18 protein-coding genes are annotated in these 15242 nt (G+C 68.2%); 14 read left to right on the top strand and 4 right to left on the bottom strand.

Translation table 11 applies throughout. The features are described 5' to 3' along the window. Nucleotides 1-42: 42 nt before the first annotated feature. Both E3O57_RS18145 and E3O57_RS18140 read right to left on the bottom strand, forming a co-directional pair. Nucleotides 43-501 carry a hypothetical protein gene (locus tag E3O57_RS18145; protein ID WP_103480023.1) on the bottom strand — a complete coding sequence of 153 codons (459 nt, stop codon included), beginning with the start codon at nt 499-501 and terminating at the stop codon, nt 43-45. Further along, nucleotides 498-1085, bottom strand: a complete 588-nt coding sequence (locus E3O57_RS18140; protein WP_103480022.1) for a PadR family transcriptional regulator — start codon at nt 1083-1085, stop codon at nt 498-500. The genes E3O57_RS18145 and E3O57_RS18140 overlap by 4 nt, the downstream gene beginning before the upstream one ends. A 123-nt stretch (nt 1086-1208) precedes the next feature. Here E3O57_RS18140 and E3O57_RS18135 point away from each other — a divergent pair, with 123 nt between their 5' ends. The 7 genes from E3O57_RS18135 (at nt 1209) to E3O57_RS18105 (ending at nt 5750) form a co-directional block, all read left to right on the top strand. Next, on the top strand, nt 1209-1883 hold the full coding sequence (locus E3O57_RS18135; protein WP_103480021.1) for a TetR/AcrR family transcriptional regulator: 675 nt from the start codon (nt 1209-1211) through the stop codon (nt 1881-1883). Further along, nucleotides 1880-2647, top strand: coding sequence for a DUF6544 family protein (locus E3O57_RS18130; protein ID WP_103480020.1), 768 nt, complete (start codon nt 1880-1882; stop codon nt 2645-2647). The genes E3O57_RS18135 and E3O57_RS18130 overlap by 4 nt, the downstream gene beginning before the upstream one ends. Nucleotides 2648-2770: 123 nt before the next feature. After that, nucleotides 2771-3022, top strand: coding sequence for a Sec-independent protein translocase subunit TatA (gene tatA / locus E3O57_RS18125; RefSeq protein ID WP_103480019.1), 252 nt, complete (start codon nt 2771-2773; stop codon nt 3020-3022). Nucleotides 3023-3028: 6 nt separating this feature from the next. Next, nucleotides 3029-3829 carry a twin-arginine translocase subunit TatC gene (gene tatC, locus E3O57_RS18120; RefSeq protein WP_241990496.1) on the top strand — a complete coding sequence of 267 codons (801 nt, stop codon included), beginning with the start codon at nt 3029-3031 and terminating at the stop codon, nt 3827-3829. 34 nt (nt 3830-3863) lie between these two features. Continuing rightward, entirely contained in the window at nt 3864-4172 is a 309-nt protein-coding gene (locus E3O57_RS18115) for a Sec-independent protein translocase TatB (RefSeq protein ID WP_103480018.1), read from the top strand. Continuing rightward, nucleotides 4169-4771, top strand: coding sequence for a fumarylacetoacetate hydrolase family protein (locus E3O57_RS18110; RefSeq protein ID WP_165788001.1), 603 nt, complete (start codon nt 4169-4171; stop codon nt 4769-4771). The genes E3O57_RS18115 and E3O57_RS18110 overlap by 4 nt, the downstream gene beginning before the upstream one ends. Before the next feature lie 10 nt (nt 4772-4781). Next, the gene (locus E3O57_RS18105; RefSeq protein WP_103460225.1) at nt 4782-5750 is read left to right on the top strand and encodes an acetylxylan esterase; all 969 of its coding nucleotides are present in this window, start codon (nt 4782-4784) and stop codon (nt 5748-5750) included. Between the two features lie 7 nt (nt 5751-5757). Here the strand turns inward: E3O57_RS18105 and E3O57_RS18100 are convergent, their stop codons facing one another. Beyond that, nucleotides 5758-6441, bottom strand: a complete 684-nt coding sequence (locus E3O57_RS18100) for a FadR/GntR family transcriptional regulator (RefSeq protein WP_241979902.1) — start codon at nt 6439-6441, stop codon at nt 5758-5760. A 288-nt stretch (nt 6442-6729) separates the two neighbouring features. Here E3O57_RS18100 and E3O57_RS18095 point away from each other — a divergent pair, with 288 nt between their 5' ends. The 7 genes from E3O57_RS18095 to E3O57_RS18065 all read left to right on the top strand — a co-directional run bounded on the left by E3O57_RS18095 (nt 6730) and on the right by E3O57_RS18065 (nt 14604). Next, on the top strand, nt 6730-8220 hold the full coding sequence (locus E3O57_RS18095; protein ID WP_341476145.1) for an ABC transporter substrate-binding protein: 1491 nt from the start codon (nt 6730-6732) through the stop codon (nt 8218-8220). Between the two features lie 61 nt (nt 8221-8281). Then, nucleotides 8282-9235: an ABC transporter permease gene (locus E3O57_RS18090; RefSeq protein WP_103430889.1), complete on the top strand. Its 954-nt coding sequence runs from the start codon at nt 8282-8284 to the stop codon at nt 9233-9235. A gap of 2 nt (nt 9236-9237) precedes the next feature. After that, the gene (locus E3O57_RS18085; protein ID WP_103430888.1) at nt 9238-11223 is read left to right on the top strand and encodes a dipeptide/oligopeptide/nickel ABC transporter permease/ATP-binding protein; all 1986 of its coding nucleotides are present in this window, start codon (nt 9238-9240) and stop codon (nt 11221-11223) included. Next, complete coding sequence (locus E3O57_RS18080; RefSeq protein ID WP_103430887.1) at nt 11220-12023, top strand: ABC transporter ATP-binding protein; 804 nt, start codon at nt 11220-11222, stop codon at nt 12021-12023. Before E3O57_RS18085 ends, E3O57_RS18080 begins: the two co-directional genes overlap by 4 nt. Nucleotides 12024-12043: 20 nt before the next feature. Beyond that, nucleotides 12044-12970: a dihydrodipicolinate synthase family protein gene (locus E3O57_RS18075; protein ID WP_103430886.1), complete on the top strand. Its 927-nt coding sequence runs from the start codon at nt 12044-12046 to the stop codon at nt 12968-12970. Then, a complete protein-coding gene (locus E3O57_RS18070; protein WP_103480016.1) occupies nt 12967-13902 on the top strand; it encodes an ROK family protein in 936 nt (311 codons plus the stop codon). The genes E3O57_RS18075 and E3O57_RS18070 overlap by 4 nt, the downstream gene beginning before the upstream one ends. 24 nt (nt 13903-13926) lie before the next feature. Further along, a complete protein-coding gene (locus E3O57_RS18065; protein ID WP_103480015.1) occupies nt 13927-14604 on the top strand; it encodes an N-acetylmannosamine-6-phosphate 2-epimerase in 678 nt (225 codons plus the stop codon). A 23-nt stretch (nt 14605-14627) separates the two neighbouring features. Here E3O57_RS18065 and E3O57_RS18060 read toward each other — a convergent pair whose 3' ends face one another. After that, on the bottom strand, nt 14628-15242 hold the full coding sequence (locus E3O57_RS18060; protein ID WP_133159847.1) for a hypothetical protein: 615 nt from the start codon (nt 15240-15242) through the stop codon (nt 14628-14630).

The raw sequence follows: 15242 nt of genomic DNA, 5'->3' as shown, positions 1-15242 counted from the left end.
GCACACAGAACAGCACGGCCGCGCCGGTCACCACCCCGGCGCTCACCGGGGCACCCCCGTCGGCCCGGCCCGTGGGCCTTCTCGCTCACTGAGCGCCAGAAGCAGCGTCAGACCGAACAGCACGGCCGTGAACGGGGCCCAGCCGAACCGTTCCCAGGGGCTGGATGAGGCCAGGTTCATGAGCACGCCCAGCGCGAGATACCCCACCAACACCCAGGTGCCCCAACGGCTCAACGCGGGTGGCACGCGCATCCCGAGCCCACCCCGAGCGAGCACGATGACCGCGGCGACAACCCAGATCACCGCGCTCACGGCGCTGACCATCCGCAGCTCGGCCGGCAGGGTGCCCGCATTCGCGCCACCGAGCGCGGCGGCGCCGAACGGTGCACCGAGCATCAGGCTGATCTGGAAGATCACGACAACGAGGAACCCGAGTGCGACGGCAATCGCGGTTCGCCGCCGTGGGAAAAGACGGCGCGAGACGGTCGAACCGGCGCTCATGAGTGCTTCCGGGCGGGGGTGGCGGCGGAGTTGGCAGCGGGCGGGGCCGCCGACGCCAGGCCGTCGAGAACACCCAGCGCCTCATCCGCCCAGGCGAGCGAGGCGCGCGCGGCATGCTCGCCGGCCAGCACGGTGAGGAGAATGTACGGCGCATCCGGTCCGGTGTCGGCCTCCAACTCCTCGCGGATGCGGCACATCCCGGCGAGTTCGGCCTCGGCGGTGGCCCGCGTGTCCGCCACCAGTTTCCGGCAGGCCTCCTGACCGAGTTGGCGCCCGAAGAACAGCCGCAGCAGCACACCGTTTCGCGGCTTCACCGGCTGAGGGGCCTCGGCGAGCAACTCGCGCAGGCGCTCAGTGCCCAGCGGGGTGAGGGCGAACGTGGACGAGCCGGCGCGGAGGGCCGCCTGGCGCTCGATGAGCCCGTCGCGCTCGAGTGCGGTGAGCGCGGGGTAGATCTGCCCGAAGCTCTCCGCCCAGAAATGCCCGAGGGCATCCCGGATCTGCTCACGCAGGGCGTACCCGGTCATCGGCGCGATGCTCAGGCCGCCGAGGACGGCCATCCGGGTCTGGTCTGTCGTAGCCATCAATGGACTCCTTATATCTTCTAGTTATATCTATCAGATAGTCGGGCCGAAAACCAGCTTCCGCCGCACATCGATACACTCGTCATAACGTTACGAGCCGTAACGTTATTAGGGAGATACGTGATGGCACCGGACGACCTGGCCGCCCGACCGCAACGAGGGTCGGCGCGGGAGCGCGGGCGCCCGCGGCATCCCGATGTCGACGCGGCCATCATCGCCGCGGCCCTCGATCTGCTCGGTGAGGTCGGCTACGCCGGCTTCACCATCGCCGGGGTAGCCAGGCGGGCCGGGGTGGGCAAGCCGACCGTGTACCGACGGTGGCCGCACAAGTCCCAGCTCGTCGTCGAGGCGATGGCCACGCAGATGCCGGGGGAGACCGGCGTGCGCGTCGGCAGCGTCGCCGAACAGCTGCTCGATTACGCCACCCGGCTGTCGGTGACGCTCACACACGCGCCGCTCGGTCGGGTGCTGCCCGGACTCGTCGCCGAGATGGCGACCGACCCTCAGCTCGCCACGAGCTATCGCACCCTGATCATCGAGCCCACCCGACGGCTGTGGCGGGATGCCGTCCAGCGCGGCATAGCCACCGCTGAACTACTGCCGGACACCGATGTCGAGTTCGTGCTCGACGCGCTGGCCGGTCCGCTGTACGTGCGGGCGCTCATCACCGGGGCACCCGCGAACCCCGATGCGCCACGGCTCGCCGTTCAGCTTGTACTCGCCCGCTACGGGATGGCGCCGGCCCACGGCGCGCCCCGGCACCCGTTCCGCACCGCGAACGCCGGGGCCACGCCGTGACGGCCAACCACGTGCCGGGCGAAGCCCGGCAGGTGAGCGAGGCGTGGCGCCAGCTGGCCGCCCGCCCCAACCCGACCGAGGCCTTCGCGCCTGAGCTCGTGGCGCAACTGCCCGAACCCGCACGGCGCTGGCTCACTCACGCCATCCCCACGGGAACGCCCCTCTCCAGCTCGGTGCAGCTGACCATGCGCGGCGAGATCAGGCTCGGCGTCTGGCGGAGGTTCTCCGCCCGTCAGATCCTCGCTCCCGGCATCGGCTACATCTGGGCGGCCACGGCCTGGGTGGCCGGGCTGCCCGTGCGCGGCTTCGACCGGTTCACCACCGGCACCGGGGAGATGCGCTGGCGGATGCTCGGGCTCTTTCCCGTGGTCACCGCCGTCGGCGCCGACGTGGCCCGCAGCGCCGCCGGGCGACTGGCCAGCGAGATCGTGCTCGCCCCCATCGGCTTCCGCACGGCGGTCTGGACGGCCGGCCGTTCGGCAGATCACGTCATCGGCACGTGGCAGGTCGACGGCGAAGCGGAATCCGCCGAACTGTGCATCGGGCCGCGCGGTGAGGTGCAGTCCGTGTCCCTGTGGCGCTGGGGGAACCCCGGCGGGGCGCCTTTCGGACGATATCCCTTCGGCTGCACCGTGCACAGCGAGCAGGAGTACGCGGGTCTGACGCTGCCGGCCACGTTCACCGCCGGGTGGTGGTGGGGCACCGGTCGGCAAGGTGAGGGTGAGTTCTTCCGCGCCCGCATCACCGCGGTGGTGCTGGGCTGACGCCGAAGACGGTGAACCTCGGCCTGAACTCGGCCAATGATCCGCATTCCCTTGCATTCCCGGCGAATTCCAGTAGCGTATGACGTCAGACGTTCTACATCCCACTGACGAGAGGCGAAAATCATGCTTGCAAACCTCACCGGATGGCACATGGTCATCATCCTGGCGATTGTTCTGCTGTTGTTCGGCGCCCCCAAGCTCCCGGGCCTGGCCCGCAGCGTCGGCCAGTCGATGCGCATCTTCAAGAGCGAAGTCAAGACCCTGAAAGACGACGACGGCACGGATGCGCCCGACCCGGCCGCCGAGCTGACCCACCCCGGCACCCCGGTTGCCGAGCCCATCCCGCTCCCGACGCGCGCCTCCACCCGGATCTGACCCATCGTGACCACCGTCACGAAGGTGAAGTCCGCCCGGGACGGGAAGATGACGCTGGGCGGACACCTGATCGAGCTGCGCAAGCGCATCACCCGGGCGGCTATCGGAATCCTGTTGGGCGCCATCGTGGGCTGGATGCTCTCCGAGCCTGTGCTCGACGCGCTTCGTGTTCCGATCGGCAACATCGCCCAGGCCCAGGGCCGCGCCTCCGAGCTGAACTTCACCACCATCTCCGAGGCGTTCGACCTGCGGATGCAGATTGCGGTCACCGTCGGCGTGGTGATCTCCTCACCGATCTGGCTGTACCAGATCTGGGCATTCTTCATGCCGGGCCTGGCGCGCCGGGAGAAGCAGTTCGCGATCGCCTTCGTCGCCTCCGCGGTGCCGCTGTTCCTGGCCGGCTGCTCGGCGGGCTGGTTCGTGCTGCCCAACATGGTGGCGCTGCTGACCTCGTTCGCTCCGGAGGACTCGGCGGCGATCATCAGCGCCAAGGGCTACTACGACTTCGTGCTCAAGCTCGTGGTCGCGATCGGCATCGCCTTCGTGCTGCCGGTGTTCCTGGTGCTGCTCAACTTCGCCGGTGTGCTGAGCGCCACGTCGATCCTCGGCTCGTGGCGGATCGCCATCGTCGTCGTGATCATCTTCACCGCCGTCGCCACCCCCGCCGCCGACGTGATGTCGATGTTCATGCTCGCCGTGCCGATGATCCTGCTGTACTTCGTGGCCGGTTTCATCGCCTGGATCCACGACCGGCGGGCCCGAAAGGCCGCCGACCGGATCGACCAAGAACTGGCCGGCCTTCGATGACCGGCCGGTCGACAGCAGCGAAGGAGTTCCCGCCATGTTCGGATTGACGTTCGACAAGCTCATCATCATCGCGATCATCGCCGCGTTCCTGCTCGGCCCCGAACGCATCCCGCACTACGCCGCGATGCTCGGCCGGTTCGTGCGCAAGGCCAAGGAGATGGCCGACGGCGCCAAGGACCGTCTCAAGGACGAGATGGGCCCGGAATTCGACGACATCGACTGGAAGAAGCTCAACCCCCGCCAGTACGACCCGCGCCGGATCATCCGCGACGCCCTGCTGGACGAGTCCCCGCACGACCCCGCCACACCCGCCACACCCTTTATGAAAGGCTCCACCCCGTGAAGATCGCCCGCACCAGCACCCCCGGCCTCGTCGTAGGCATCGGCCACAACGCCGATCCGCAGGCGACCCTGCCCGTGCAGGCCTGGCTCAAGTCGGTGCGCACCGTAGCCAACGACGGTGACCAGATCGTGCTGGCGGCGGATGCGGGCACCGTTGTGGCCGAGGGCGAGCTCGCGGTCGTCATCGGCCGCACGGCCAGCCGGCTGACGGTGGAGAACGCCCTCGAGCACGTGCTGGGTTACACGATCGTGAACGACGTGACCAGTGCCGAGCGCAACGCCGTGGACAACAAGAACTTCGAGAGCAAGGCCGGTACCAACTACACCCCGCTCGGCGCCTGGATCGAGACCGAGATCGCCGACCCCGAGAACCTCGAGATCATCGTGGAGGTCAACGGCCAGGTCGTGGCCAGCTCCGGCACCTTCAACCTGCCCTCCCGGGTGGTCGACACCCTCGTCTACGTCACCCGGTGGATGACCCTCGAGCCCGGCGACGTGGTGATGACAGGGTCGCCGAACACCGCGGCCGAGCTCAGCGCGGGCGACGAGGTGGCGATCACCATCCCCGAAATCGGCACCCTGCGCAACACGGTCCGCTGAGAGCGCCCGCATGCTGTTGGACCTGCCCGAAGCCGAGCTGCACGACTACCGAAGCGCGCAGGTGAACCCAGACGATTTCGACGAGTTCTGGGCCGAGACCCTGCACTCCTCCCGCCGGCATCCGTTGGCCCTCGAGGTGCAGAAGATCGACGCCGGCCTGGCCACCCTCGACGTCTACGACCTCACCTTCTCGGGCTTCGAGGGAGAACGGATCAAGGCCTGGCTGCGGGTACCCGCAGGCACGACGGATGCCCTGCCCACGATCGTTCAGTTCCACGGCTACGGCCGCGGCCGCGGCGATGCCATCGAGAACCTGCTCTGGGCCTCCGCCGGCTACGCGCACCTGGAGCTGGACACCCGAGGACAGGCCTGGAGCGGCTCGCGGGGGAGCACCCCGGACAGGGCGGGCTCTGGGCCCCAGGTTCCCGGGTTCCTCACCCGGGGCATCGACTCGCGGGAGACCTATTACTACCGACGCCTGATCGTGGACGCCGTGCGCCTGGTCGACACCGTGACCGAGCTGCCGACCACGGATCCGGACCGGGTGATGGTCACCGGCATCAGCCAGGGCGGCGGGCTGGCCCTGGCCGTCGCCGGCCTCGTTCCCGGCCTGCGGGCCGTGGCCGCGCGGGTGCCGTTCCTGTGCGACTTCCCGCGGGCGATCATGATCACCGACTCCGACCCGTACAAGGAGATCGCCAACTATCTGTCCTGGTATCGGGGTAAGGCCGACGCCGTGCTGCACACCCTGTCGTACTTCGACGGGGTCAACTTCATCACCCGCGCCACCGCGCCGGTCTGGCTGTCCGCGGCGCTGATGGATCCGATCTGCCCGCCGTCGACGGTGTTCGGTGCCTACAACGCCTACGAGGGCCCCAAGGAGATCACGGTGTGGCCGTTCAACGGCCACGAGGGCGGCGGGGTCGACGACGAGCAGCTGGTGCTCGATATCGCCCGCCGGAGCCTCTCCGGCGACTAGCGGGCAGCTAGCCGGCGACGGTCTGCAGCGCCGCCTTCTCGAGGGAGCGACGCAGCGGTTGGTAGTGCGCGATGACCGCTTCGCGATACGCGTCGAGGTCGCCGGCCTTGGCCGCATCCAGCATCGCGCCGTGCGCACGCGCCGTGTCGTCGATATCGGTGGCCGGGGCGATGCCGAGCTTCGGGTACAGCACGGTGTTGATCTCCCAGAACGCCGTGACCAGCTGGCCGACCAGGGTGTTGTCCAGGTAAGCCAAGAGCCGGGTGTGGAAGGCCAGGTCTTCCTCGGCGAAGGACTCGCCGGTCGCGCTCTTGGCGACCATGGTGGCCACCAGGCCCTCGAGGATCTCGTCGGTTCCGCCGTGCAGCGCATCGATGATCTGCTGCGCCATGACGGTGTCGAGCGCCTCGCGCACCTCGATCACCTCGCGGAGCGCCGCGAAGTCGTCCTGCGGGCGGAGCACGCCCCGGAACACGAGCCCCTCCACCAGGGGAGCCAGCGACAACTGGCCGACATAGGTGCCGTAGCCGTGTTTGACTTCCACGATGTCCAGCGCAGCAAGGGTCCGAATCGCCTCGCGAACACTCGACCGGCTAACTCCCAGTTCAGCGCAAATTTCGGTTTCGGTGGGCATCAGGTCGCCCGATTTGAGCCCTTTGGTCAAGATAAAGTCTTTGATCTGGTCGGTCACGGAACTGCGTTTCCGCGACGTTTCGGATGCGAAAACTCCTGATTTCGACTTGTCATGATTTGGCATCCGATGCTTGACCTTTCACTCGAGTGTGTATAACTTCAGTTTATCACGTAGGACGTCTGACGTCTGATTTAGCTTTCCGAACACAAAAAAACGAGAGGCAATCTGATGCTCCAAGAATCACTTCAGGGGAAGACTAGCCGTAGGGTCTTCCTCCAGGCCGCAGGCGCCATGGGTTTGGTGGCGACACTCGCCGCCTGCAGCGGCCCCGCGTCTACCAACAGCGTGGCACCGACCAGCTCCGAGGGCCCCGGCATTGACAAGAACGGAACCATCGAGGCGGGCATCTCCTACGCCCTCTCCACCGGTTTCGACCCGATGACCACCACCGGCGCCGTCACGGTCGCCGCCAACTGGCACGTGCTCGAGGGCCTGGTCGAACTCGACCCGGTCACCCGCGAGGTGTACGCGGCGCTCGCCGCCGACCTGCCCACAGTGAGCGGCAAGACCGTCACCGCAAAGCTGCGTGACGGCGCTGTCTTCCACGATGGCACTCCGGTAACAGCAGACGATGTCGTCTTCTCGTTCCAGCGTGTGCTCGACCCGGCGAACGCGTCGCTCTACCTCACCTTCCTGCCGTTCGTCGACTCGATCGCCAAGGTCGACGCCAGCACTGTGAAGATCACGCTCAAGCAGGAGACCGCCCTCGCCCTGGAGCGCCTCTCGGTGGTCAAGATCGTTCCCAAGGCACTGGTGGAGGCCGACAAGGTCGCCTTCGACTCCCTGCCGACCGGAACCGGTCCGTACAAGATGCTGTCGGCCGTCAAGGACGACAAGATCATGTTCGAGCGCTTCGACGCCTACACGGGCGCCCGCCCGGCCCTGGCCGCCGCGATGACCTGGAACCTGCTCTCGGATGCCGCAGCCCGCGTCACCGCCGTGCAGTCCGGTCGGGTGCAGGCCATCGAGGATGTGCCGTACATCGACGTCGCCTCGCTGAAGGACGCCACCGTGGAGTCGGTGCAGTCGTTCGGCCAGCTGTTCATGATGTTCAACACCTCGGTCGCCCCGTTCGACGACAAGCGCGTTCGCCAGGCGTTCCGCTATGCCATCGACTACGAGAAGCTCATCAACACGGGCATGCTCGGCCAGGCCACCGCGGCCACCAGCTACCTGCAGAAGGAGCACCCGTCGTACCAGAAGGCCAAGACGGTCTACACGTACGACCTGGCCAAGGCCAAGAAGATGCTCAAGGCCGCCGGGGTCGACGGGCTGTCCATCACGCTGCTGGCCACCGACACCAGCTGGGTGAAGGATGTGCTGCCGCTGATCAAGGAGGACCTCGACGCCGCCGGCATCGCCACCACCATCGACTCCAACCAGTCCGGTGCCCAGTACAAGACCGTCGACGAGGGCAACTACACGGTGATGGTCGCCCCCGGCGACCCGTCGGTGTTCGGTAACGACGCCGACCTGCTGCTGCGCTGGTGGTACGGCGCCGCGACGGTCTGGCCCACCAAGCGGTACCGCTGGGCCGACTCCGCGGAGTTCGCCACGCTGACCGGCTACCTCGACGACGCCATGGCGACGTCGGATGCCGCCGAGCAGAAGAAGCTGTGGGGCAAGGCCTTCGACCTCATCGCCGACGAGTGCCCGGTCTACCCGCTCGTGCACCGCAAGCTGCCGACGGCTTGGAACGAAGACGCCATCACCGGCTTCAAGCCCGTGGCCTTCACGGGCCTGTCCTTCCTGGACGTCGCGCGCACCGCAGAGTAATCCACCCGGGGGCCGGCCGGTGGCCGGCCCCCACCCCATTTTCTTTCTAGAGGAGACAATTGTGACCGCGTTGCTCAGGCTCATGGCCCGACGAATCGCCGTGCTCCCGATTATGATCCTGGGCATCACCGCCCTCGTCTTTTTCGTTATGCAACTCGCGCCGGGAGATCCGGCCATCAACGCTCTCGGGGAGAGCTCGTCGGAGACCGCCAGAGAGGCCTATCGCGAAGACGCGGGTCTCAATGACCCTCTGATCGTGCGCTACCTCACCTTCCTGGCCAACCTGGTGCAAGGCAACCTCGGCGTCACCGTTCCGCCGGCGAGCAAGGTGACCACCCTGATCGGGTCGGCCTTCCCCCTCACCGTGCAGCTGACCATCATGGGCCTGCTGATCGCGGTGGTGCTCTCGCTCACGCTCGGCGTGACCGCGGCGCTGTACCGCGACCGCTGGCCCGACCAGCTCATCAGAGTGGTGTCCATCGCCGGCATCGCGGTGCCGTCCTTCTGGCTCGCCATCCTGCTCATCCAGAACTTCGCCCTGGGCCTGGGCTGGCTGCCCACCGGCGGGTACGTCAACATCAACGACTCCTTCACCGGCTGGCTGGGCACCATGATCCTGCCGGCGATCTCGCTCGGCATCCCCGTCGCCGCCTCCCTCACCCGGGTGGTGCGCACCTCGATGGTCGAGGAGCTCGACCGGGACTACGTGCGTACCGCCATCGGCAGCGGCCTGCCGCGCAGCGTCGTGGTGAGCCGGAACGTGCTGCGGAACGCCCTCATCACCCCCGTGACGGTGCTCGGCCTGCGGGTCGGTTACCTCATCGGAGGGGCCGTCATCATCGAGGTCATCTTCGACCTGCCCGGCATGGGCAAACTCATCCTCAACGGTGTGACCAACAACGACATCAACCTGGTGCAGGGCGTCACCCTCACCGTGGCGCTGGCCTTCGTGGTCGTCAACATCGTCGTTGACATGCTGTACCTGCTCATCAACCCACGGATTCGGACGGTGTAACGATGCGTCGATCACTCAACGCGCGACTGAGCGTGCCGGCCCAGCGCTTCGGCGCCATGCCGCTCGGCTCCAAGGTCGCCCTCGCCTTCTTCGGTCTCGTGGTGCTGCTCGCGGTCCTCGCGCCGGTCATCGCCCCGTTCGACCCGCTCAAGTCGGGCATCCCGGCGCTGCCGCCCTCGTTCGAGCACCTCTTCGGCACCGACCGCAACGGCCGCGACATCTTCTCCAGGCTGCTCTACGGCGCCAGGTTCTCCCTGGCCATCGGCCTGGGGGCCACGTCGCTGGCTCTCATCGCCGGTGCGATCATCGGGTCGATCGCCGCCACCGCGTCCAAGTGGCTGAGCGAGACCATCATGCGCATCCTCGACATCATCATGTCGTTCCCCGGCATCGCCCTGGCTATCGTCTTCGTTGCCGTCTTCGGCAAGGAGCTGCCGATCCTGATCTGCACGATCGCGTTCCTCTACGTTCCGCAGATCGCCCGGATCGTGCGCGCCAACGTGATGGCCCAGTTCGGCGAGGACTACGTCTCCGCCGAGCGGGTGATGGGTGCCCGACTGCCGCACATCCTGTTCTGGCACGTGGCCCGTAACTGTGCGGCCCCGATCATGGTGTTCGTCACCGTGCTGGTGGCCGACGCGATCGTCTTCGAAGCGAGCCTCTCGTTCATCGGCGCCGGCGTGCAGGACCCCGCCCCGTCCTGGGGCAACGTGATCTCCTCCGGCCGGAACCTGCTGCTCAGCGGCGGTTGGTGGGCCACCTTCTTCCCCGGCATGCTCATCCTGATCACGGTGTTGTCGCTGAACATCCTCGCCGAGGGCCTCACCGACGCCCTGGTGAAGCCGGCTGCGAAGAACGCCAAGGCCGTTGCCGCCGTGTCCGCTGCCGACAGCGCCACCACCACGACGGTGTCCGTGGTGGAGACCGCCGCGGCATCCGTGCCCCTCGAGATGCACCTCGCCCAGCTGCGGCTGATCGAATCGACCCGCACCGACCGGCTGGTGTACACCGGTGATGCGGCCCCGCTGCTCGAGGTGAAGAACCTGAGCATCCGCTTCCCGAACCGGCACGGTGACATCGCCATCGTCGACAACGTGAGCTTCTCGGTTCGGCCCAGCGAGACGATGGCCCTGGTCGGCGAATCCGGCTGCGGCAAGAGCATCACCAGCCTCGCCATCATGGGGCTGCTGCCGGACACCGCCGAGATCACCGGGCAGATCCTCTTCGAGGGTCGCGACCTGTTGACCATGCCGCGCAAGGAGCGCCAGGCGCTGCTCGGGCACGAGATGGCGATGGTCTACCAGGATGCGTTGAGCTCGCTCAACCCGTCGATGCTCGTCAGCACCCAGCTGGGCCAGCTGATCAAGCGCGGTGGCACCCGCAGCGCCACCGAGCTGCTCGAACTCGTGGGCCTGGACCCCGTGCGCACGCTGAAGAGCTACCCGCACGAGCTGAGCGGCGGACAGCGCCAGCGGGTGCTGATCGCCATGGCGCTGACCCGGGACCCCAAGCTGATCGTGGCCGATGAGCCCACCACCGCGCTGGACGTGACGGTGCAGGCGCAGGTCATCGACCTGCTCAACGACCTGCGCGAGAAGCTCGGCTTCGCGATGGTGTTCGTCAGCCATGACCTTGCCCTGGTCGCGGAGCTGGCGCACCGCATCACCGTCATGTACGCCGGCCAGGTGGTGGAGTCCGCTCCGACCACGGCGCTGCTGATGAGCCCTCGCCACGAGTACACCCGGGGCCTGCTCGGTTCGGTGCTGTCCATCGAGGACGGCGCCACCCGGCTGCACCAGATCCCCGGCACGGTGCCCTCGCCGCGTGACTTCGCCACCGGCGACAGGTTCGCGCCACGGTCGAGGAGCGGCGACGCGATCCGGGCCACCCGCCCGGAGCTGCGGCCGATCACCGGCACCCTGCACCTTGTGTCCACCCACAACGATGCCCTGCTGGCACCGGATGACGAACTGGAGACCACGCGATGAGCACCGGCACTGAGATTCTGCGACTCGACGACATCCACGTCATCCACACCGCCCGCACCGGAACGCTGTTCCGCCGGGACAAGGTGCACGCCGTCAACTCGGTGAGCCTCACCCTGAACCGCGGCGAGACCATCGGCATCGTGGGGGAGTCCGGCTGCGGCAAGTCCACCCTCGCCCGGGTGATGGTTGGGCTGCAGGAGCCGACCAGCGGCACGGTGTCGTTCAAGGGACGCAACATCGTCAAGCGCGACCGGGCCACCGCGAAGGCGTACGGCAAGGCGGTGTCCATCATCTTCCAGGACCCGTCCACCGCCCTGAACGCCCGCATGAGCGTGCACGACGTGCTGATGGACCCGCTCCGGGTGCACGGCATCGGCACCCTGGCGCAGCGGGAAGCGCGGGTGCGGGAACTGCTCGACCTCGTCGGGCTGCCCGCCTCCACCAGCGATGTGTTCCCCGGTCAGGTCTCCGGCGGCCAGCGCCAGCGGGTGGCCATCGCCAGGGCGCTCGCGCTCGAACCTGACATCATCATCGCCGACGAACCGACCAGCGCCCTGGATGTGTCGGTGCGCGCCCAGATCCTCAACCTGTTGAGCGACCTGAAGGTGGGCCTCAACCTCGGCATGGCGTTCATCTCGCACGACATCCAGACCGTGCGCTACGTGTCCGACCGGATCGTCGTCATGAAATCCGGACGCGTCGTGGAGGAGGGACCCGCAGAGCAGGTCTTCACCACCCCGAGCGATCCGTACACCCGCACCCTCCTCGGTGCGGCCCCCAGCCTTCTCATCCATAACTAAAGAAATCAGGAGCAACAACTATGTCAGCACCCACCTTCGGCGGAGTCGTTCCCCCTCTCGTCACCCCGCTCACTGCAGACGGAGCCGTCGACCTCGAGTCCTTCGAGCGTCTGGTCAACCACCTCATCGACGCCGGCGTCGACGGCCTGTTCGTCCTGGGGTCCTCCGGTGAGGTCGCCTTCCTCTCCGACGCGGACCGCACCGTCGTCCTGACCGAAGCCGTGCGCATCTCCGCCGGCCGGGTCAAGATCATGACCGGCGTCAACGACATGACCCCGGCCCGCGTCGTGGCGCAGATCCGCCTGGCCGAGGCCGCCGGCGTCGACGCCATCGTGGCCACCGCCCCGTTCTACACGCTGCCGAACCAGGCCGAGATCGAGACGCACTTCCGACTGCTCGCCGCCGCGACCACGCTGCCGATCTTCGCCTACGACGTGCCGGTGCGGGTGCACAACAAGCTCAGCCTCGACATGCTCATCCGTTTGGGCACCGAAGGCATCATCGCCGGCGTCAAGGACTCCAGCGGCGACGACGTCGGATTCCGCCGCCTGGTGATGGCCAACCGGGCCGCCGGCAGCCCCCTGGTCGTCTTCACCGGCCACGAGGTCGTCGTCGACGGCGCTCTGCTGCTCGGCGCCGACGGCGTGGTTCCCGGCCTCGGCAACGTCGACCCGAAGCGCTACGTCGACCTGTTCGCCGCGTCGAAGGCCGGCGACTGGGAGGCCGTGCGCCGCATCCAGGACGAACTGTCCGAACTGTTCGAGATCGTCTTCCAGGCCTCCGGCGTCAGCGGCGAAGCCGCCGGCCTCGGCGCGTTCAAGACCGCCCTGGCGCACCTGGACATCATCTCGACCAACCGGATGTCGCCGCCGGTGCCCGCCCTGGCCGGCGAGACCGTCGAGCGCATCCAGGCGATCGTCGACCGCGCGGGCCTTTTGGTGCGATGACCTTCACACTCGGCGTCGACCTCGGCGGCACCAAAATCGCGGCGGGACTCGTCGCCCCCGGCGGCGTCCTCACCCGGCGGATGTCGGCGCCGACGCCGGCCACCGAAGGGCCGGAGGCCATCCTCCAGACCATCGTCGACCTCGCCACCAGCCTCACCGCATCCGCACCCGGCGCCGCCATCGCCGGGTGCGGGATCGGCGCGGCCGGCGTTATCGACCCGGTGAGCCGCACCGTGCAGTTCGCCACGAACTCCCTGCCCGGCTGGACCGGAACCCGCCTCGGCGCCGAGATCGAGCGCCGGCTGGGTGTGCCGGTCGCCACCGTCAACGATGTGCACGCGCACGCCATCGGCGAGGCCGTGCACGGCGCCGGCCGGGGCGAGCGCACTGTGCTCGTCATCGCCGCCGGAACCGGGATCGGCGGAGCTCTCGTGATCGACGGCGTGCTGCAAGCCGGTCGCCACGGGGCCGCCGGCCACTACGGGCACGTCCCCGCCGCGGAAGCCGCGGGACTGGCCTGCACCTGCGGCGGGGTCGGCCACCTCGAGGTCATCGCCTCGGGACCCGCGATTCTGCAGGCCTATCTGCGCCGCGGCGGAAGCGTGCCCAGGGACACCCAGGAGATCTTCGCCAAGGCCGACGCCGGCGATTCGGTGGCGGCGGAGGTCATCGACGTCGCCGCCACCGCGCTGGGCAGCTCGATCGGCGGCCTGATCAACAGTCTGGACCCCGATCTCGTCATCGTCGGCGGCGGTCTCGCTTCCGCAGGCCCCCGCTGGTGGAACACCGTAGAGAGCCAGGCCCGCGCCGAAGCGATGGGCCTGCTGGCCGGCTGCCGGATCGTGCCGACCTCCCTGGGCGCGGACTCGGCCATCGTCGGCGCGGCGTCCCTGATCACCAGCTCCACACTTCTGACACCACAATCACTTTGAACTCTTTCTGAACGGATACCCGGAATGACGCATCCCTACCTCGCCGCGCTCGAAGGCGGCCTCATCGTGTCGTGCCAGGCCTACCCGGCTGAGCCCATGCGGCACCCCGAGACCATGACCCAGATCGCCGAGGCCGCCGTGCGCGGCGGCGCCGTGGGTATCCGGGCCCAGGGCATCGCCGACATCCGCTCGATCCACGATCGGGTGGCCCTGCCTCAGATCGGCCTGTGGAAGGACGGCGCCGATGACGTGTTCATCACGCCGACCCTCGAACACGCCCTGGCCGTGATCGCCGCCGGCGCACAGATCGTCGCGATCGACGGCACCCGCCGGGCCCGGCCAGACGGCCTGACCCTGGCGGAGACCATCGCCCGCATCCACGAGCAGACCAGCGCCCTGGTGATGGCGGATGTCGGCTCTGTCGCCGACGGTATCACCGCTCACGAGGCCGGCGCCGACTGTGTGGGCACCACCCTGTGCGGCTACACGGGGGAGCGGCCGAAGTCTGTCGGACCCGACCTCGAGGTGCTGCGCGAGCTCGCGTCGACGCTGCCGATCCCCGTGATCGCCGAGGGCCGCGTGCACACGCCGGCCCAGGCGTCGGCCTGCATCGATGCCGGCGCGTTCGCGGTTGTCGTCGGCACCGCCATCACACATCCGACGACCATCACCACCTGGTTCGCGGATGCCGTTGCGCGGTAGCGCGACATAAAGGGGTGCCGGGCCTACAAGGGTGCCGGGTCGGCGTCGGCCGTGGGTTCCGCCAGGCTCCTGGGCGAGCCGGTGAGGTAACTCATGCCGCAGCCCGCGAGCAGCGCGCCGGCACCTCCCCAGACCAGGTCGCCTATCGAGTCGTTGTAGCCGACGAAGATCTCCGGATCGAGGTAGGTGTGCCCGAACCACTCGAAGACCTCCCAGAGCACGCCCAGCGCCAGCCCCAGCGTCGTCGTCACCACGGCTGCCGAGAGCATGGGCCGGGGCAGGGTGTCGGCGTCGGCCAACACCCTGAACTGCACGAGCACGATGTAGAGCAGCGCGGCGCAGAGTCCGTTGGTGAGGAAGTGCACTGGCAGGTCCCACCAACGGGTGGTGAGGTAGATCCCCAGCACGCTGCTCCAGACCGCCACGAGCACCACCACGCCGAACGCGATGTCGACGCTCGGTCGCAGTCCCAGCAGCCGGGGGAGCAGCATCCCGCCGGCCACGAGCGCCAGGCTGATCCCGGACAGCGGGCCCCAGCCGACGCCGGCGACCACGATGCCGACCAGGGCCAACGCCCGCAGCGCGTCGGCGGTCGCCTCCGCGAGGCCGGACGGTCGCCGCAGCAATGTGTGGATCAT

This window comes from Cryobacterium sp. TMN-39-2 (genome assembly GCF_004402745.1).
In the GTDB taxonomy this organism is placed as follows: Bacteria; Actinomycetota; Actinomycetes; order Actinomycetales; family Microbacteriaceae; genus Cryobacterium; species Cryobacterium zongtaii.
Note: the sequence above shows the minus strand (reverse complement) of the source record. Positions and strands in the feature narration are given on the sequence as shown.